This is a genomic window from Streptococcus minor DSM 17118 (genome assembly GCF_000377005.1).
Taxonomy (GTDB): Bacteria; Bacillota; Bacilli; order Lactobacillales; family Streptococcaceae; genus Streptococcus; species Streptococcus minor.
The window spans coordinates 299,202-319,015 of the sequence record NZ_AQYB01000033.1 but is presented as its reverse complement, the minus strand read 5'-3'; the positions used below and the strand labels follow the sequence as shown (position 1 = coordinate 319,015).

The window sequence follows — 19,814 nt, the reverse complement described above, 5'->3', positions numbered from 1 at the left end:
TTTTTGGTAACTGGGAGATTTTCTCTCAGTAAAGCCTATCAATTTTGGTAGGTTTTACTGACAAAAAATGACAGTTTTGAAAGGAATAGATTATGACACAGGATTATGTCATCGAGATGCGAGACATAACAAAGAGATTTGGTGAATTTGTTGCAAATGACCAAATCAATTTGAATGTCAAAAAAGGCGAAATCCATGCCCTCCTCGGAGAAAATGGTGCGGGTAAATCGACCTTGATGAATATGTTAGCAGGACTTCTCGAGCCAACAAGTGGTGAAATTGTAATCAATGGGCAAACTGTTACCATTGAATCACCATCAAAAGCTGCCCAATTGGGGATTGGCATGGTGCACCAGCACTTTATGTTGGTGGATGCTTTTACTGTTACTGAAAATATTATTCTGGGTAGCGAATCAACCAATGCAGCTGGCATGATTGATTTAAAAAAAGCTATGGAAGAAATCACAGATCTTTCTAAAAAATATGGTCTTGATGTAGATCCTACTGCCAAGGTTGCAGATATTTCAGTCGGTGCCCAACAGCGTGCTGAGATTTTGAAGACCCTTTATCGTGGGGCTGACCTACTCATTTTTGATGAACCGACAGCTGTTTTAACACCAGATGAAATTACAGAACTTCTAAAGATTATGAGGGTCTTGGTGTCAGAAGGAAAATCTATCATTCTGATTACTCATAAGTTGGATGAAATCCGTGCGGTCGCTGATCGCGTGACCGTTATCAGACGTGGTAAATCCATAGAGACTGTTGAAGTAGCTGGTGCGACAAATGATGACTTGGCTGAGTGGATGGTTGGACGTTCTGTTTCTTTTAAAACTGAAAAAATTCCAGCAAATCCTAAGGAAGTTGTTCTATCCATTGAAAACTTAGTTGTTAACGAAAACCGTGGAATTCCAGCTGTTAAGAATTTGTCTCTTGAAGTGCGAGCAGGTGAAATTGTTGGTATCGCAGGTATTGATGGAAATGGTCAAAGTGAGTTGATTCAAGCCATCACTGGTTTACGCAAGGTCAAGTCTGGAAAGATTAGTATCAAGGGAGAAGATGTAACCCATTATTCTCCACGTAAGATAACAGAACTCAGTGTTGGCCATGTTCCTGAAGATCGTCACCGTGACGGAATGATTTTAGATATGACTGTAGCTGAGAACTTTGCTCTTCAGACCTACTATAAAGAACCTATTTCTAAAAATGGTATTCTAAATTATTCTAAAATCAATGAAAAAGCACGCCAGCTCATGGAAGAATTTGATGTTCGTGGTGCTGGAGAGTTAATTTCTGGAAAATCACTTTCTGGGGGAAACCAGCAGAAGGCTGTTATTGCTCGTGAAATTGACCGTAATCCTGATTTGTTGATTGTTAGTCAACCAACTCGTGGACTAGATGTAGGTGCTATTGAGTATATTCGTAAGCGCTTGATTGCGGAGCGTGATAAAGGAAAAGCTGTTCTTGTTGTCAGCTTTGAACTGGATGAAATTTTAGATGTGTCGGACCGTATCGCTGTTATCCATGATGGTAGCATCCATGGTATTGTGTTACCGGCTGAAACCACTAAGCAAGAACTTGGTAAGCTCATGGCTGGTGGGCACCTCAAGTAAGAAAGGAAATCAACATGCTAAAAAAATATGAAAGTATCCTGATTCCCTTGATGGCAGTCTTGGCAGGCTTGTTACTTGGGGCAATCATTATGTTAGTCTTTGGATATGACCCTATCTGGGGATACGAAGAACTCTTTTATACTGCTTTTGGATCTATTAAAAATATCGGCGAAATCTTCCGTGCCGTTGCTCCTCTTGTCTTTACAGCACTTGGTTTTGCGGTAGCCAGTCGTGCTGGTTTCTTCAACGTTGGTTTATCAGGCCAAGCACTCGTTGGATGGGTATTTGCAGGCTGGTTTGCTCTGGCAAATCCTGATATGCCAAGACCTCTCTTGATTCTAGCAACAGTGCTTATTGCCATGCTAGCTGGTGGAATCGCTGGAGCCATTCCTGGATTTTTGCGGGCATTCTTGGGAACCAGTGAAGTTATCGTGACCATCATGATGAACTACATCTTGCTCTATTTTTCAAATTATATCATTCGCGATGTTTTCTCAGATAAGTTGATGAAAAATACTGACTCCAGTATCAATGTTTCTGCCAATGCTTCTTATCAAACAGCTTGGTTGCGGGCTTTAACGGATAATTCTCGGATGAATATTGGTATCTTCTTTGCCATTATAGCAGTAGTAGTCATCTGGTTCTTGTTTGCTAAAACGACACTAGGTTTTGAAATTCGCGCTGCCGGTCTTAATCCCAATGCTGCAGACTATGCAGGAATGAGCACCAAACGGACGATTGTTATGTCCATGGTCATCTCAGGAGCACTTGCAGGTCTTGGAGGAGCTGTACAGGGGCTCGGAACTTTCCAAAATGTCTATATTCAAGCAGCTAACTTGGACATCGGTTTTAATGGTATGTCAGTTGCTCTATTGGCCTCCAATTCACCACTTGGTATTCCATTTGCAGCCTTCCTCTTTGGTGCCTTATCTGTTGGTTCATCAGGGATGGTTCGAGCTCAAATTCCACCGGAATTGGTCAATGTTGTCACAGCCTCCATCATCTTCTTCATTGGCGTGAAATTCATCTTTGAACAAGTTTTACGATCCAAACGTTTTGCGAAAGGGGGTAAGTAAAATGAGTTTGAACTTACTAACATTACTCATTTCGCAAATGCTCATCTACTCAGCACCTTTGATTTTCACCAGTCTGGGTGGAGTGTTCTCTGAGCGTGCTGGTATTGTTAACGTCGGTCTTGAAGGAACAATGGTTATTGGTGCCTTCGCTGGTGTTGTTTTCAATATCGAATTTGCAGAACAGTTCGGTAAAATGACACCGCTTATGGCTGTTTTGCTAGGTGGGTTGGTAGGAATTTTATTCCAGCTGATTCACGCTACAGCAACTATTATTTTCCGAGCTGATCATGTCGTATCTGGTACAGTTCTAAACCTTCTAGCACCTGCCCTGTCTGTTTTCTTGGTTAAAGTTATTTACGGCAAAGGTCAGACAGACTCTATCCGCCAATCATTTGGTAAGTTTTCATTCCCTGGATTATCTAAGATTCCAGTCATTGGAGACCTATTCTTCAAGAATACTAGCTTAATGGGCTATCTGGCGATTTTAACAGCCTTCGTTGCATGGTTTGTACTTTATAAGACACGCTTTGGTCTTCGTTTACGTTCTGTTGGTGAACACCCACAGGCTGCTGATACTTTGGGAATTAACGTCTACAAAATGCGTTTTGCTGGTGTTATGATTGCTGGTTTCCTTGGTGGAATTGGTGGAGCAGTGAGTGCCCAATCAGTCAATATCAATTTCTCAGCAACAACCATTGTTGGTTCAGGCTTCATTGCCTTAGCTGCAGTTATCTTCGGCAAATGGAATCCACTTGGTGCTATGTTAGCTAGTCTCTTCTTTGGACTTTCCCAAAGTTTAGCAGTTATCGGAAGTCAGTTACCAGGGCTACAAAATGTCCCAGCTGTTTACCTTCAAATGGCTCCATATTTGATTACGGTGATTGCTTTGGCAGCCTTCTTTGGTAAAGCAGTAGCACCTAAAGCTGATGGTATCAATTATATAAAATCAAAATAAAAAAGCTCGAGACTTTGTCTCAAGCTTTTTTTGATGAGATACAAAAAGCTATCTCCTAATGTGGAAGATAGCTCATAACAATTATTGTTTTACGCCTTCAGCGATTTCTGGATTAGCGAAAGCATCATCAATGATGTCTTTCAATTGTTTAGCTGATGCTTGCATTTTTTGCAATTCAGCATCATTTAGTGGAAGATTAACTGGACGTACAATACCGTGAGCACCAACAATGGCAGGTTGTCCGATAAAGACATCTTCAACACCTTCATATTGGCCTGATTGGTATACAGAAAGCGGTAAGACAGTCTTTTCGTCATCAAAGATAGCTTTAGTAATACGTGCCAAGGCTACACCGATTCCGTAGTAGGTAGCACCTTTTTTATTGATAATAGAGTATGCAGCATCACGGACGGAGATGAAGAGATCTACCAAGCCTTGTGCATCAACATCACGGTTGTCTTGTAACCATTGTTCCAATTTAACACCTGCAACATTGGCATGAGACCAAACGGCAAATTCTGAGTCCCCATGTTCACCCATGATATAAGCGTGGACAGAACGTGCATCAATACCGATTTTGTCAGCCAAGGCTTGACGGAATCGAGCTGTATCAAGAGATGTGCCTGAACCAATGACGCGTTCTTTAGGGAAACCAGAGAATTTCCAAGTTGAGTATGTCAAAATGTCAACTGGGTTAGCTGCAACAAGGAAGATACCATTGAAACCTGAAGCAACAATCTCGGTAACAATTTGCTTGTTGATACGAAGGTTTTTTTCTACCAATTCAAGACGAGTTTCACCTGGTTTTTGTGGCAATCCTGCTGTCAATACAACAAGATCAGCATCGTGCGCATCAGCATATTCAGCAGAATAGATTTTTTTAGGTGAAGTGAAGGCAAGAGCGTGGCTCAAATCCTCGGCATCTCCTTGAGTACGATCTTTGTTGATATCAACAATACCCAACTCTTGACCAATTCCTTGGTTAACAAGAGCATAGGCATAAGCGGAACCTACGGCACCATCGCCGACCAGAATTACTTTTTTGTGTTGTTTTGTTGCAGTCATGGCTACACATCTCCTTAGATTTGGTATGGGAAAGATCCCAATCACTAAGTATTGTAGCATTTTTTACGTGCTTTCACAAGCAAAGATAGTAATTTGAAAATGTTTACATTGATAGCTAGAAGACACTTAAAACCTTATATTTAAACCAATTTATGGTATAATAGTAATAGTATTTTCAAGAGGAAATGAGGCTTGTTCAGTGCAAGATAAGAATTTAGTAGATATTAATTTAACCAGTGAAATGAAAACAAGTTTCATTGATTACGCTATGAGTGTCATCGTGGCACGGGCTCTCCCGGATGTTCGAGATGGCCTCAAACCAGTACACCGTCGTATTTTGTATGGAATGAATGAATTGGGAATCCTACCCGATAAACCCCATAAAAAATCTGCTCGTATCACTGGTGATGTCATGGGTAAATACCATCCTCATGGTGATAAAGCTATTTATGAAGCGATGGTCCGGATGGCCCAATGGTGGTCCTATCGTCACATGCTAATTGACGGTCATGGGAACTTTGGTTCTATGGATGGAGATGGTGCTGCGGCCCAGCGTTATACAGAAGCACGCATGAGTAAGATTGCTCTTGAGATGCTTCGAGATATCAATAAAAATACGGTTAACTTTGCAGATAACTATGATGCGAGTGAGCGTGAGCCTGAGGTGCTACCTGCTCGTTTTCCAAATCTATTGGTTAATGGTACAACTGGTATTGCAGTTGGAATGGCGACCAACATTCCACCTCACAATTTAGGTGAAACCATTGATGCCGTTCATTTACTTATGGACAATCCAGAGGCGACAACTCGAGACATTATGGAGGTTTTACCTGGACCTGACTTCCCAACAGGGGCTTTGGTTATGGGGAAATCTGGTATTCATAGAGCTTATGAAACAGGTAAAGGCTCTATTGTTCTTCGATCCCGTACAGAAATTGAAGAATTTGGAAATGGCCGTGAGCGAATTATTGTGACTGAGTTTCCTTATATGGTGAATAAGTCCAAGGTTCACGACCACATTGTCCATTTGGCTCAAGAAAAACGGATTGAGGGGATTACGGCCGTTCGTGATGAGTCTAACCGCGAAGGGGTTCGTTTTGTGATCGAGGTACGTAGAGACGCCTCAGCGAATGTAATTCTCAACAATCTTTTTAAGTTGACCCAGTTGCAGTCCAATTTTAGTTTTAATATGTTGGCCATTCAGGGTGGCGTACCAAAGATTCTCTCCATTAAAGAAATCCTATCTGCTTATATTGAGCATCAGAAGGAAGTGGTCGTTCGTAGAACCCAGTTTGATAAGGAAAAAGCAGAAGGTAGAGCTCACATTTTAGAAGGTTTACTGATTGCCTTAGACCATATTGATGAGGTTATCCGAACCATCCGAGATTCAGAAACAGATGCTATTGCTCAGGCTGAGTTGATGAGGAAATTTGAACTCAGTGAGCGTCAAAGTCAGGCTATCCTAGATATGCGTCTTCGTCGTTTGACAGGCTTAGAACGCGATAAGATTCAATCAGAATATGATGAGTTATTGGCTCTTATTGCTGATTTGGCGGATATTTTGGCAAAACCAGCAAGAGTTGTTCAAATTGTTAAAGACGAGTTGTCAGAAGTGAAGCGCAAGTATGCTGATAAACGTCGTACTGAGCTTATGATTGGTGAAGTTCTAGCGCTAGAAGATGAAGATTTGATTGAAGAGACAGATGTACTCATCACACTTTCTAACAAGGGCTATATTAAACGCTTAGATCAAGATGAATTTCGTGCCCAGAAACGTGGAGGTCGTGGTGTTCAGGGCACTGGTGTCAAAGATGATGATTTTGTCAAGGACTTGGTGTCTTCCTCTACACATGATCGTCTCCTTTTCTTCACCAACAAGGGGCGTGTGTATCGTCTCAAAGCCTATGAAATTCCAGAATATGGTCGTACAGCTAAAGGTCTACCAATCGTGAATCTTCTCAAGTTGGAGGATAATGAATTTGTTCAAACCATTATCAATGTTGGTCGTGAGAAAAATGAAGAACAATACCTCTTCTTTGCTACTCGTCAAGGAGTTGTTAAAAGAACAGGTGTATCTGAATTTGGTAATATCCGCCAAAATGGTCTAAAGGCTTTGAACTTGAAAGATGATGATGAGTTGATTACAGTCTTTCTGACAGATGGTCAATCTGATGTTATCATGGGAACTCGACTTGGTTATTCTGTTCGCTTTAATGAGGCAGTCGTCCGCAATATGGGCCGTACCGCAACAGGTGTCCGCGGTGTCAATTTACGAGATGAAGATTGCTTGGTTGGTGCAACAGTAATTTCTGACGATCAGGAAGTTTTAGTGCTGACAGAGAAAGGCTTTGGTAAGCGTACAGCTGCTAGCGAATATCCAACCAAGGGTCGCGGTGGTAAGGGAATCAAAACCCTCAACGTAGCAACCAAGAATGGTCCGTTAGCAGGTCTGGTAACTGTTTCGGGTAATGAGGATATGGTTGTCATGACGGATACTGGCGTTGTCATTCGCACCAATGTTTCCAACATTTCTCAAACTGGTCGCTCAACCATGGGAGTTAAAGTCATGCGCTTGGATGATGATGCGAAAATTGTAGCCTTTGCCTTGGTAGCACCTGAAGAAGAAAAAGAAGAAATTGAGGGTGAAGCGTAAAATATGATGAGAAGGCAGAGAAATCAAAAAAAGAAAAAGTTTCATTTTCTGAGAAGCACATTCATCTTTCTCTTGATTCTTATTTCTTTAGTTTTAATCTTTAATACCTCTATCCGTAATATGATTATTGCTTGGTATTCCAATCATTACCAAATAAGCAAAGTGTCTAAAGAAGATATCGAAAAAAATAAAAATGCGGATGTTACTTTTGACTTCAACCAAGTTGAATCTATCTCAACAGAGGCTGTGCTGAAGGCTCAGTGGGAAGCACAGCAACTACCTGTTATTGGTGGTATTGCCATTCCTGATCTTGGGGTTAATTTACCGATTTTTAAAGGCTTATCTAATGTTGCTCTTATGTATGGAGCAGGCACTATGAAGGAAAATCAAGTCATGGGCCAAGGAAACTACACTTTGGCTAGCCATCATATCTTTGGCATTGCTGGAGCTAGTGAGACTCTTTTCTCTCCGCTCTACAAGGCTAAAAACGGGATGAAAATTTATATAACGGACAAGCAAAATATCTATGTTTATGTCATTACTGCTGTTGAAACAGTAGAACCTGAGCGAGTGGATGTCATTGATGATTATCCTGATAGAAACCAAATCACATTGGTTACTTGCGAGGATGCAGAAGCAACCATGCGGACAATCGTTTTTGGTGATTTGGAGACTAGCCTTCCTTTTGAAGGTGCTCCTCAGGATATCTTGAAGCATTTTGAACGTTCTTATAATCAAGTTCAATTATAAAAAGAAGCGAGATACATTTGTGTATCTCGTTTTTTTCGAATAGATTAGGTAGGAGGGTTATTATGTATAGTATTCAATTTAAGGAAGAAGCGCTATTGCCAAGGGAGCGTTTGATGGCAGTTGGAGCTGAAAAGCTCAGTAATCAGGAACTCTTGGCCATACTCATTCGAACGGGAACAAAGAATGAGCCTGTCTCTGTTTTATCCCAACATTTGTTGCAAAAATTGGATAGTCTGGCTTCCCTAAGGGAACTTTCTATCGAAGAACTGCAACAATTGACTGGAATTGGGCGAGTTAAAGCTATAGAAATTAAGGCGATGGTTGAACTTGGTAAGAGAGTGCATCAATCGGAGCTTCTCTTAGAAGAACGAGTCTTAGGGAGTGAGCGCTTGGGACGCAAGATGATTGCGGATATTGGGCAGGAGAAGCAGGAACATCTAGTGGCCCTTTATCTAGATACACAAAATCGTATCATCTCACAAAAAACTATTTTTATAGGTTCCGTCAATCGCAGCATTGCAGAACCGAGGGAGATTTTACATTATGCTGTCAAATGTATGGCTACATCAGTTATTATTGTTCACAATCATCCATCGGGCTCTATCGATCCCAGTCGTCATGATATCCTATTCACAGAAAAATTAAAAGAGTCCTGTGAAACTCTAGGACTCGTTTTATTAGATCACTTGATTGTCGGTCACTCTTCGTATTATAGTTTTAGAGAAGAGAGTGAGCTATTTTAACCCTTTCGCATAAAGTATAGTAGAGTCTGTAGCTCACTAGTCAAATCAACATATTGGACAACGACATCTTTGGGCACACTGAGGTTGACGGGGGAGAAGCTAAGAATCCCCTTGACGCCAGCTTCAACTAAGGAATCAGCAACACTTTGTGCAGCACTACTTGGTACAGTTAAAATAGCAGTTTTTGCATTTGCTTCTTTAATTTTGTCTTCAATTTGCGAGATACTGTAAATGGGAACGTTTTGGTCTATGGTTCCGACAGCTGGGTTATCATCTTTTTCAAATGCCATGACAATCTTCATTTTATTGCGCTCGTGGAACCGGTAGTGAAGGAGGGCGCGACCCATATTACCGACTCCGACCAACATGACATTGGTAATGGAGTTGTCATTAAGAATTTCTGCGAAGAAGTTCATGAGTTTTTTAACATCGTAACCAAAGCCACGGCGGCCTAGTTCACCAAAGTAAGAAAAATCTCTGCGGACAGTCGCAGAATCAATACCGATGGCCTCTGCAATCTCCTTAGAGCTCGCTTTTTCAATATTTTCACGGTGAAATCGCTTAAAAATTCGGTAATAGAGCGAAAGCCGTTTGGCAGTTGCGCGTGGGATAGCTGCATTTTTATTGCTTTTCACAATCTTTTCTCCGTTTCTATAGGGTAAATTTTATCCTTTTATATTGTAAAGTATGTTTGTGAAAAAATCAATAAATTGCTCTCGGAAAGAGAAAAAACAAGGGGATTCCCTTGTTTTTTCTCTTTAAATCAATAATCTAGAGAGCTTTGAATTTTCTCATTATTTTTCTTCTTTTGTGAAAATTCCGCGATCTACTAGACTGTCCATTAGGAAATAAAATTTCTCTTGAATCACCTTATTGCCATCTGGTTTAAAAATATTCACAAGACGAAGCCCTGACTGGTCAGTGATGTTAATTTTAAAGCCATTAAGCTCACTATTGATGATGATTTTCAATAAGAAGCCTTTATTTGAATTGGGAACTTCTTCAAGGATACGGCTAAGTTGATAATTACCAGCTTTGGTAACTTCAAATGTATTATCACGGAGTGTAAATTTTTTGACAGTAGGCGTGATTTTGTAAGAGTAGCGACAATCTTTTAGAGCTACTTGTGGTTCGAATGCCATGTTGGGGCACCTCCAATAATTTCTTTTATAGTTTGACTAAGTGTATGAATTTCTTCAGCAGTATTTTCTTCTGAAAAACTGATACGGATAGATTCTTTTAGTCGCTGAGAATCTGTTCCATATAGGGCTTCTAGGACATGACTGTTCTGGATAACACCAGCTGTACAGGCTGAACCGCTAGAGACAGCTATTCCAGCAAGGTCCAATCGCATGAGGAGTTGTTCGTTTAAGTAACCTGGGAAGCCAATGTTAAGGATGTGAGGCAGAGTGTGTTCACTTTGGTTGATATAATGGTCAATCGTGGCAATTTCTGTTAAAAATTGTTCTCTCAGTTGCCTGATGTAGTCTAGATTTCTTTGATATTGTTTGATCTGGTCTGTTAAGGCTCTTGCCATGGCAGCAATAGCTGGCAAGTTTTCAGTTCCGGCACGGTGCTGATTCTCCTGTTTTCCTCCATTGATAAGAGAATCCAACTTTGCATGTTTGCTATAGAGAAAACCAACCCCTTTTGGGCCATGGAACTTATGAGCTGAAGCAGCAAGAAAGTCAATACCAAGCTCCTCTGGAAAGAGGGGAACTTTTCCGACAGCTTGAACAGCATCTACATGGAAGGCTACCTGATGTGATTGTAACAATTCTCCAATTTCCTGAATTGGTAAAAGTTGACCTGTTTCATTATTGGCATACATGATGCTAACAAGAATCGTATCTGGTTGTAGAGCTTCCTTAACTTGTTGAGCTGTGATTTGCTGATTGACCGGTTGGAGATAGGTCACTTCAAATCCAAAGCGTTCTTCCAAGTACTCCATAGTATGCAGAACGGCATGATGTTCTATAGCGGTTGTAATCAAATGTTTGCCCTTGTTCTGATGGGCCAAAGCATAACCTTTGATAGCCAAGTTATCAGCCTCAGAACCGCCAGAGGTGAAGATGATTTGGTCTGATTTGACTCTTAGGGAATGTGCAATATCTTGACGTGCTTGTCGAAGAATCTGGTTGGCCTTACGACCAAAAGTATGAATGCTGGATGGATTCCCATAAACTTCTTGTGATACAGAAACCAAGGTTTCTAAAGCCTTGGTCGAAAGGGAAGTGGTTGCCGCATTATCGAGATAAATCAAGATAAGACCTCCCTATTTTTTATCTAGATGGATAGTAGCATTAAAGAGTGGGCTAACTGGGCGGCGTTCATGGATACGGATAATCGCATCGGCAATGAGTTCACTGGCAGATAAGAACTGAATATTTTTTGGTAATTGTTCCTTGCTATCAACGGAATCTGTCACAAGAATTTCCTGAATAGGAGCAGCATCTAAAAGCTGAGTAGCTTTTCCTGCAAAGAGTCCATGACTGGCTACGGCATAAATATCGGTTGCACCATTATTTTGTACAATCTTAGAGGCCTCAGAGAAGGTTTTTCCTGTATTAATAATATCATCAATCAGAATAGCTTTTTTACCTGCAACATTACCGATGATATAGCCCTCTTCGCGTTCTGAATCATCTTGAGCATAGTCAATGATAGCGATTGGGGCATTGAGTGACTCTGCAAGGCCACGCGCACGTTTGATACCAGAATTTTTAGGACTGACAATCACAACATCGTCGCCAACTAGTCCCTTTCTTGCATAGTAATCTGCAAATAGAGGGACGGTGAAGAGATTATCAACTGGAATATCAAAGAAGCCTTGAACCTGAACGGCATGTAAATCTAAGGTAACAACACGTGTTACCCCAGCCTTAACGAGCATATTGGCAACTAGTTTAGCAGTGATTGGTTCACGGGGGGCGGCTGTTCGGTCCTGTCTAGCATAGCCAAAGTAAGGCATGACAACGGTCACAGAATTGGCACTAGCTCGGATACAGGCATCCACCATGATTAAGAGTTCCCATAGGTGGTCATTTACTGGATAGCTAGTTGATTGAATCACATAGACATCCACACCACGGACACTCTCTTCGATGTTGATTTGAATTTCTCCGTCAGAGAATTGCCGGGAAGATACTTTACCTAGGGGAATACCAGCTGCTTTGGAAATTTTTTCGGCAATGGCTTGATTCCCTGTCAAAGAGAACAGTTTAATTTGTTTGTCAGCATATGGTTGAACCATGGCTAATTGACTCCTTTTGTGTGTAGAGGATAAGCTTCAAGAGGCCTTGGGCCAGAAAGCTTGTTTGTAATTTATTGACTAGAACTATTTTACCAAAAAAAAGACAAATTTTCAGTAAGTGAAAGCAAAAAAATCAGCACTTATTTGGCTGATTTAAGAGACGCAGCAGCACGAGCTACCTTGCTGCTAGCATATTTGAACTTAACAGAATGTTTTTTGAGGAAAAAATCAAAGGAAATCTTACCTTCTTCAGCATCTTTTACTTCAACCTCTAATTCATAATCCCTCTTACCGTTATAGGAATTTTCATCCAGTGCCATGAGACCAAAGGAGACTTCTTTTTCATAGCGCTTAGTAGTCAGTTGGCCCCAAATTTGCAATTGTGAAATAGGAATTTGGGTTGCTGTAACCAAATCATGGATATGCCCTTTTGGAAGCTGAAATGTTTCAAGTAAATCCTTTGTTTCTTCCAGAGACAAAAACTGATTGTACTCCATATTTCCCACATCTTGAGGACATTTGAGGGTCAACTCGCCAGCATCTGGAAGTAGGCGGATGCGGAGAGAAAAACGATGCTTTTTCATATCTAAATGAGGTGTGTCAATGTAATAATTGGTCTGGATAACCGGCTCTGTGTCTGAAAAAATTTCCAGTAGTCGGATATACTCAGCCTTGTTGAGGAGAGTTTTGTATTCGATTTCCAATTGGTTCATTTTTACTAGAGTAAAAGCCTTTCATGTGGTATAATAATCTTTGTGCTATTCTATAAAAAAAATCAGATTTTGACAAGGAACAAGCTGAATTTTCTATGGAAGTAAAAAATGTTAAAATGAAAGGGGATATGAAATGAATTGGGAAGAATTCCTAGACCCCTATATTCAAACAGTCGGTGAATTGAAAATTAAGTTTCGTGGTGTGCGCAAGCAATACCGAAAAGCTAATCGTCATTCGCCTATAGAATTTGTAACTGGTCGGGTCAAGCCCATTGAGTCCATTCGTGAAAAAATGATTCTGCGCCATATCAAGTTGGAAAATTTGAGTCAGGATATGCAGGATATTGCGGGCATTCGCATTATGGTCCAGTTTGTGGATGACGTAGAAGAAGTACTCGAAATTATTCGCAAGCGAAAAGATATGCGAGTAGTGCAGGAGCGTGATTACATTAAAAATATGAAGGCTTCGGGATACCGCTCTTACCATGTTATCGTCGAATATCCTGTTGATACTATCAATGGGAACCAGACTGTTCTAGCAGAGATTCAGATTCGGACCTTGTCAATGAACTTTTGGGCGACAATTGAGCATTCCCTTAACTACAAGTACAGGGGAAATTTTCCAGAAGAAATCAAGAAACGTTTGGAAATCACAGCTAAAATCGCTTACCAGCTAGATGAGGAGATGCGCAAAATCCGCGACGACATTCAGGAGGCTCAGGCCATGTTTGACCCTGCCTATCGTAAGCTGAATGATGGTGTTGGAAATAGCGATGATACAGATGAAGAATACAGATAGAAAAAAAATTGCACTATTAAGCAGTCGCAATCCTAAGAGTGAGGCTGTGTCAAAAGAATTATGGAGCAAGCTAAAGGAAGCTAATTTTATCCTAACTCCTAAAAATCCAGATATCGTAATTTCTATTGGAGGAGACGGGATGTTGCTGTCTGCCTTCCATAAATACGAATCGATCATTGACCGTGTCCGTTTTGTAGGGATACATACTGGGCACTTGGGTTTTTACACTGATTATCGTGATTTTGAGGTGGATAAACTAATTGCCAATTTGAAACTAGATACAGGGGCCAAGGTTTCTTATCCTATTCTAAACGTCAAGGTCAAGATGATGGATGGTCGTCAAGTCACGGCGCGTGCCCTCAATGAGGCTACTGTTAAAAGGCTCTCAAAAACGATGGTTGCAGATGTTTTTATCAATAATGTTCACTTTGAACGGTTTCGAGGAGATGGCATTTCAGTCTCTACACCAACGGGGTCGACTGCTTACAACAAGTCTCTAGGAGGAGCCGTTTTGCATCCAACAATTGAAGCTCTTCAAATTGCGGAAGTGGCTAGTCTTAACAATCGAGTTTATCGCACACTGGGATCTTCCATTGTCGTTCCAAAGAAGGATAAGATTGTCATCGAGCCTAAGCATGACGACCGGTATTCCTTATCCGTGGACAATCGCACATTTGTCTATGACAATATTGATCGAATTGAATACCAGCTTGACAATAGCAAGATTCATTTTGTTGCCACCCCTAGCCATACGAGCTTTTGGAATCGAGTCAAAGATGCTTTTATTGGAGAGGTGGAGTAATGCGCTTTGAATTTGTTGCGGACCAGCATGTCAAGGTGAAAACCTTTCTCAAGAAACATGAAATCTCTAAAAGCTTACTTGCCAAGATCAAATTTAGAGGTGGTGATATCCTAGTCAATGGAGTGCAACAAAATGCGACCTATCTCTTGGATATCGGGGATAGGGTTGCGGTGGATATTCCTAGCGAAGAAGATACGACAGGAAAACTAGCTCCGATTGACTATCCGCTGGATCTTATTTTTGAAGATGAGCATTTTCTAGCTATCAATAAGCCAGTTGGCTATGCTTCTATTCCTAGCGCTCTTCATTCGTCAACCATTGCTAATTTTGTCAAGGGTTATTATCTAAAAAATCAGTATGAGAACAAACAGGTTCATATTGTTACACGCTTGGACCGCGATACATCTGGTCTCATGCTCTTTGCAAAACATGGTTATGCCCATGCCCGTCTAGATAAACAATTGCAGGCTAAAACGATACGAAAACGTTACTATGCCTTGGTTCGTGGTCGGGGAGACCTAGGACCGTCAGGTGATATTATAGCGCCGATTGGTAGGCCGAAGGATAGTATCATCACACGAATCGTCACTCCCTCAGGCAAGTATGCTCATACTTCTTATAAGGTGGTCCAATCATGGGGAGATGTCCATCTGGTGGATATTCAACTACATACAGGTCGTACCCATCAGATTCGTGTTCATTTTTCTCATCTTGGCTTTCCTCTTTTAGGGGATGATTTGTATGGGGGAAGTTTGGATTTTGGCATTGAGCGTCAAGCCCTTCACTGCCAAAACTTGTCTTTTGTTCATCCTTTTATGGAGGAACAACTCAACTTAACTAGTCCATTGCCAGCCGATTTTCAGGCTGTAATAAAAAAATTAAATAATTAAGGAGATTTACAATGGAAATTCGGAATTTATTCGGTGAAATGAAACAAACAATCGTAGGTAAAAAACTACGTATTGTTTTCCCAGAAGGAAAAGATGAGCGTGTGGTTCGTGCTGCTGCTCGTTTGAAATTTGAAGGTTTGGCTGAGCCGATTATTTTAGGTGTTCCTACAGAAGTTCACTCTCTTTTGACTGATTTTGGCTTCTCAAACCCTGGTATTACAGTTATCGACCCAAATAATTATGCTAACTTTGATGCTATGAAGCAAGAATTTTTGAACATCCGTAAAGGGAAAGTTGATGAAGCTCAAGCTGATCAAATCTTGCGTGATGTCAACTACTTTGGCGTGATGCTGGTTCAACTTGGTTTAGCAGAAGGAATGGTTTCTGGAGCAGTTCATTCTACTGCTGATACAGTGCGTCCAGCTCTACAAATTATCAAGACCAAACCAGGTGTTAAACGTACTTCTGGAGTATTCTTGATGGTAAAAGATGAACACAAGTATATCTTTGGTGACTGTGCAATCAATATTGACCCAGATGCAGAAGCTCTTGCTGAAATTGCTATCCAATCAGCAGCCACTGCTGAAACATTTGGCTTAGAACCAAAAATTGCTATGATTTCTTATTCTACTAAAGGTTCAGGTTCAGGTCCTCATGTAGATAAAGTGGTAGAAGCTACTCGGTTAGCCAAAGAAGCTCGTCCAGATCTTTTGATTGATGGTGAATTGCAGATGGATGCGGCTTTGGAGCCAAATACAGCTCGTTTGAAAGCTCCAGACAGCCCAGTTGCAGGTCAGGCAAATGTCTTTATTTTCCCAGCCATTGAAGCAGGTAATATTGCCTACAAGATTACGGAGCGTTTGGGTGGCTTCGAGGCTGTTGGTCCAGTGCTCCAAGGTTTGAATAAGCCTGTTAATGATCTTTCTCGTGGTTGTAGTTCGGAGGATGTATACAAACTTGGCATCATCACGGCTGCACAAGCGGTAGATGCTCTCTAATCATGACAGCACTTTTTCGGTATTTTAGGGACTATCTTAAGGAGTCAATCCTAGGGCCGCTCTTTAAGCTTCTCGAGGCTGCTTTCGAGTTAACAGTTCCCTTAGTCATCGCTTTTATCGTTGACTCTATTATTCCGCATGGCAATCAAGGAGACTTGGTTGCTATGATTTTACTATTAGTTTGCTTGGCTTGTGTAGGTGTTTTGGTAGCTATCACCGCTCAATATTATTCAGCCAAAGCAGCAGTGGGCTATACGAGAAATTTGAGTCAGGATTTATATCGGAAAGTCTTGGCTTTGCCAAAAGAAAGTCAGGATAGGCTATCAACATCCAGTCTTCTGACACGTCTCTCAAGCGATTGTTTACAAATTCAAACAGGTATCAATAGTTTTCTCCGTCTCTTTTTAAGGGCTCCAATTGTTGTTTTTGGTGCTCTCACGATGTCCTTTTATATCAGTCCTCGCTTATCTATTTTATTTCTCATTATGATTGGTGTTTTGCTTATCATTGTGACAGTGATTTCACTAATCTCAGCAAAACTATTTGAGCAAATGAGAAAAACTTTAGACAAATTGGTTGCGCTCGTTAGAGAGGCAGTCACAGGTAGTCGTGTCATTCGGGCATTTGGCCAAACCAGACGAGAAATTAAGCATTTTGAGATAGAAAATCAGGTTTATCTGGCTCAGCAAACACAGGCTGGATGTTGGTCTGTTGCACTAGCTCCTTTGACTTATTTAGTTGTCAATCTCACTTTGATTATCTTAATCTACCAAGGAAAATTAGCTATTGCCGATAATGCATTGGAGCAAGGCCAACTCATCGCTCTAATCAATTATCTACTCCAAATCTTGGTTGAATTAGTTAAGTTAGTTATGGTAGTCATGACAATGAACCAAACTTTTATCTCTGCCAAACGAGTTCAAGAAGTCTTTGACGAAGATTCAGAGGACATTGAGGCACATTTACCATCAGAAAAGGCTAATGATCCTTCTTTGATTGTGGAAGCAGAAAATTTATCTTTCGCCTATTCCAATTCGGGTGATAGAGCACTTTCTGGTTTAAATTTTTCAATTTACAGTGGTGACTTTTTTGGAATCATTGGTGGAACAGGATCGGGTAAATCCACCCTAGTTCAACTTTTGTTACGACTCTACCCTGTGACTACAGGTCGTCTATCTCTTTTTCTAGCTGGTCAAAGTCCGAAAAGTTTAAAACATTGGCGCCAGCAAATAGCGATTGTTTCTCAAACTGCTCAACTTTTTAAAGGCGATATTCGTTCGAATCTGAGCCTTGGTTTAGAATATGTTTCTGATCAGGATATGTGGCAAGCATTAGATATTGCTCAAGCCAGAGAGTTTTTGGAGGCCAAAGAAGGGCTAAGTAGTCCTGTTGAAGCAAGAGGACAAAATTTTTCTGGAGGTCAACGTCAGCGTTTAACAATTGCTAGAGCGCTCTTGCAACCTGCACCTATCCTCATTTTGGATGATGCGACATCTGCTCTGGACTATTTGACGGAAAGTCGTCTCTTAGAAGCGATTCGGAAAAGATTAGCTCATAAGACTGTCATTATGATTTCACAGAGAAGTAAAAGTTTGGCTACAGCCCAGCAAATCTTGGTATTGGATCAGGGGCATCAAGTGGGTTTAGGCAGTCATGAAAAATTGCTGGTTTCTTGTTCTGTCTATCAAGAGATTGCAAGATCGCAAGAGAGCCAGGAGGTGCTAGAATGAAATCCCTAAAAAGTACCACTTTAAGGAAAATTCTGTTTCTTTTTTTGCAGTATCCTATCTCCATCATCTTCTTTCTTTTGTTGACTGTACTACATGTCTTATTAACCGTTTACCTACCAATCCTAATTGGTCAAGCAGTGGATGTCACCTTAGGATTTGGTTTTAGTCAGACACTAAGGACAGTTCTTTTACAAATGGGAATTGTCGTCATTGCAAACACCCTTTTACAGTTCTTGGGTCCGCTATTAACCAATAAAATAGTCTATCAAATGGTAGCTGGTTTGCGTCAAAAAGTGTTTGAGAAGCTCCATACTGTACCGTTGGCTTATTTAGATCAGCAAGGACTAGGAGATTTGGTTGCCCGTATTTCTAGCGATAGTGAGCAATTAACCAATGGTTTGCTTATGGTCTTTCATCAGCTTTTTTTGGGTATACTGACTATTTTTTTCATGATATTGGCCATGGCTGATTTGGACTTCGTGATGATGATAGTAGTGGTAGCCCTCACTCCCTTATCCCTCTTCGTTGCACGTTATATTGCGCAAAAAAGTTATCTTTACTATCGCAAACAAACTCAGGCAAGGGGAGAGCAGGTGTCTATGTTGGAGGAAAGCATCAGCCAACTACCCTTAATTCAGACTTTCAATGCTCAGGAAACATTTGCCAATCGCTTTGATAAAATCAATGCACAATATGCCGATTATTCTCAAGTCGCCATTTTTGCCTCATCAACTGTCAATCCAACCACTCGTTTTATCAATGCCTTGATTTATGCTCTTCTAGCTGGACTAGGTGCTCTAAGGATTATGCAAGGACGGTTTACTGTAGGTGGTTTGACTACCTTTCTAAACTATGCCAGTCACTATTCGAAACCCTTTAATGATATTTCTTCTGTCCTATCGGAATTGCAGAGCGCTCTAGCCTGCGCAGAGCGATTGTTTGATATTTTAGAAAAAGATTCTATAGTAGAGGAGAGTATAAAGGAATTTGATGAGCAAGCTGTAATGGGGAATATCGAGTTTCAAGATGTGTCTTTTTCCTATCTGGTGGACAAGCCTTTAATCAAGAATCTCAATCTGTCAATACCAGCAGGTAGTAAGGTGGCCATTGTAGGACCAACTGGAGCGGGTAAGTCTACCCTCATCAATCTCCTTATGCGTTTTTATCCTTTAGATAAAGGAGCAATTTTGTTAGATGGACAGCCGATTTCAGACTATAGCAGTGACTCTTTGAGAAGTCTAGTAGGTATGGTTTTACAAGAAACTTGGCTCAAGTCAGCCACGATTCATGACAATATTGCCTATGGCTATCCCAATGCTACTCGGGAATTGGTCATAGAGGCTGCTCAGGCTGCTAATGCTGACTTTTTTATTCGTCAGTTACCACAGGGTTACGATACCTATTTAGCTGATGCGGGCCAATCCTTATCGCAAGGGCAACGGCAGTTATTAGCTATTGCGCGTATCTTTGTCAAACTTCCCCGTATTCTTATTCTGGATGAGGCGACGTCTTCTATTGACACGCGTACAGAGCTTTTGATTCAGGGGGCGTTTGAAAAGCTCATGCAAGGCCGAACCAGCTTTATCATTGCCCATCGTCTATCCACTATCCAAACAGCCGATTTGATTTTGGTGATGGTAGAGGGTGATATTGTAGAGCAGGGTAGTCATAGCCAACTCATGCAAAAAAAAGGTTTTTATTACCAAATGCAAAAGAGTCAGGGAAGCCTTACTTAAAGGGCCTTCCGTGGCTCTTTTTTTCGGTCTATGCTATA

At 41.0% G+C, this 19,814-nt stretch carries 18 protein-coding genes; 12 read left to right on the top strand and 6 right to left on the bottom strand.

Going from position 1 to position 19,814, the window contains the following annotated elements:
* Positions 1–92: 92 nt before the first annotated feature.
* Genes F602_RS0107855 through F602_RS0107845 form a run of 3 tightly spaced genes read left to right on the top strand, consistent with a single transcriptional unit; the run spans position 93 to position 3,644 of the window.
* Positions 93–1,613, top strand: a complete 1,521-nt coding sequence (locus tag F602_RS0107855) for an ABC transporter ATP-binding protein (protein ID WP_018167424.1) — start codon at positions 93–95, stop codon at positions 1,611–1,613.
* A gap of 14 nt (positions 1,614–1,627) precedes the next feature.
* On the top strand, positions 1,628–2,689 hold the full coding sequence (locus F602_RS0107850) for an ABC transporter permease (RefSeq protein WP_018167423.1): 1,062 nt from the start codon (positions 1,628–1,630) through the stop codon (positions 2,687–2,689).
* Between the two features lies 1 nt (position 2,690).
* Positions 2,691–3,644, top strand: coding sequence for an ABC transporter permease (locus F602_RS0107845; protein WP_018167422.1), 954 nt, complete (start codon positions 2,691–2,693; stop codon positions 3,642–3,644).
* An 81-nt stretch (positions 3,645–3,725) separates the two neighbouring features.
* Here the strand turns inward: F602_RS0107845 and F602_RS0107840 are convergent, their stop codons facing one another.
* Positions 3,726–4,709, bottom strand: a complete 984-nt coding sequence (locus F602_RS0107840) for an L-lactate dehydrogenase (RefSeq protein WP_018167421.1) — start codon at positions 4,707–4,709, stop codon at positions 3,726–3,728.
* A 199-nt stretch (positions 4,710–4,908) separates the two neighbouring features.
* On the opposite strand from F602_RS0107840, the gene gyrA reads away from it, so the two are divergent.
* The 3 genes from gyrA to radC all read left to right on the top strand — a co-directional run bounded on the left by gyrA (position 4,909) and on the right by radC (position 8,855).
* Positions 4,909–7,362, top strand: coding sequence for a DNA gyrase subunit A (gene gyrA / locus F602_RS0107835; protein WP_018167420.1), 2,454 nt, complete (start codon positions 4,909–4,911; stop codon positions 7,360–7,362).
* 6 nt (positions 7,363–7,368) lie between these two features.
* Positions 7,369–8,112 carry a class A sortase gene (locus tag F602_RS0107830; protein WP_018167419.1) on the top strand — a complete coding sequence of 248 codons (744 nt, stop codon included), beginning with the start codon at positions 7,369–7,371 and terminating at the stop codon, positions 8,110–8,112.
* Between the two features lie 62 nt (positions 8,113–8,174).
* Entirely contained in the window at positions 8,175–8,855 is a 681-nt protein-coding gene (gene radC / locus F602_RS0107825; RefSeq protein WP_018167418.1) for a RadC family protein, read from the top strand.
* Here radC and F602_RS0107820 read toward each other — a convergent pair.
* From F602_RS0107820 to F602_RS0107800, 5 genes are all read right to left on the bottom strand, one after another.
* A complete protein-coding gene (locus tag F602_RS0107820) occupies positions 8,852–9,490 on the bottom strand; it encodes a redox-sensing transcriptional repressor Rex (protein WP_018167417.1) in 639 nt (212 codons plus the stop codon). The genes radC and F602_RS0107820 overlap by 4 nt on opposite strands.
* Positions 9,491–9,649: 159 nt before the next feature.
* Positions 9,650–9,997, bottom strand: coding sequence for a DUF1831 domain-containing protein (locus F602_RS0107815; RefSeq protein WP_018167416.1), 348 nt, complete (start codon positions 9,995–9,997; stop codon positions 9,650–9,652).
* Positions 9,976–11,118, bottom strand: a complete 1,143-nt coding sequence (locus F602_RS0107810; RefSeq protein WP_018167415.1) for a cysteine desulfurase family protein — start codon at positions 11,116–11,118, stop codon at positions 9,976–9,978. The genes F602_RS0107815 and F602_RS0107810 overlap by 22 nt, the downstream gene beginning before the upstream one ends.
* A 12-nt stretch (positions 11,119–11,130) precedes the next feature.
* Positions 11,131–12,108, bottom strand: coding sequence for a ribose-phosphate diphosphokinase (locus F602_RS0107805; RefSeq protein WP_018167414.1), 978 nt, complete (start codon positions 12,106–12,108; stop codon positions 11,131–11,133).
* A gap of 140 nt (positions 12,109–12,248) precedes the next feature.
* Positions 12,249–12,821, bottom strand: a complete 573-nt coding sequence (locus tag F602_RS0107800; RefSeq protein WP_018167413.1) for a CYTH domain-containing protein — start codon at positions 12,819–12,821, stop codon at positions 12,249–12,251.
* 133 nt (positions 12,822–12,954) lie between these two features.
* Here F602_RS0107800 and yjbM point away from each other — a divergent pair, with 133 nt between their 5' ends.
* From yjbM to F602_RS0107770, 6 genes are read left to right on the top strand one after another with little or no spacing between them, the layout of a single operon-like run.
* Complete coding sequence (yjbM, locus tag F602_RS0107795) at positions 12,955–13,620, top strand: GTP diphosphokinase (RefSeq protein WP_018167412.1); 666 nt, start codon at positions 12,955–12,957, stop codon at positions 13,618–13,620.
* Positions 13,604–14,422: an NAD kinase gene (locus F602_RS0107790; RefSeq protein WP_026183372.1), complete on the top strand. Its 819-nt coding sequence runs from the start codon at positions 13,604–13,606 to the stop codon at positions 14,420–14,422. Before yjbM ends, F602_RS0107790 begins: the two co-directional genes overlap by 17 nt.
* Entirely contained in the window at positions 14,422–15,312 is an 891-nt protein-coding gene (locus F602_RS0107785; protein WP_018167410.1) for an RluA family pseudouridine synthase, read from the top strand. The genes F602_RS0107790 and F602_RS0107785 overlap by 1 nt, the downstream gene beginning before the upstream one ends.
* 11 nt (positions 15,313–15,323) lie before the next feature.
* Positions 15,324–16,310, top strand: a complete 987-nt coding sequence (gene pta, locus F602_RS0107780; RefSeq protein ID WP_018167409.1) for a phosphate acetyltransferase — start codon at positions 15,324–15,326, stop codon at positions 16,308–16,310.
* Between the two features lie 2 nt (positions 16,311–16,312).
* On the top strand, positions 16,313–18,040 hold the full coding sequence (locus tag F602_RS0107775) for an ABC transporter ATP-binding protein (protein ID WP_026183371.1): 1,728 nt from the start codon (positions 16,313–16,315) through the stop codon (positions 18,038–18,040).
* Positions 18,037–19,776: an ABC transporter ATP-binding protein gene (locus tag F602_RS0107770; RefSeq protein WP_018167407.1), complete on the top strand. Its 1,740-nt coding sequence runs from the start codon at positions 18,037–18,039 to the stop codon at positions 19,774–19,776. Before F602_RS0107775 ends, F602_RS0107770 begins: the two co-directional genes overlap by 4 nt.
* Positions 19,777–19,814: the final 38 nt, after the last annotated feature.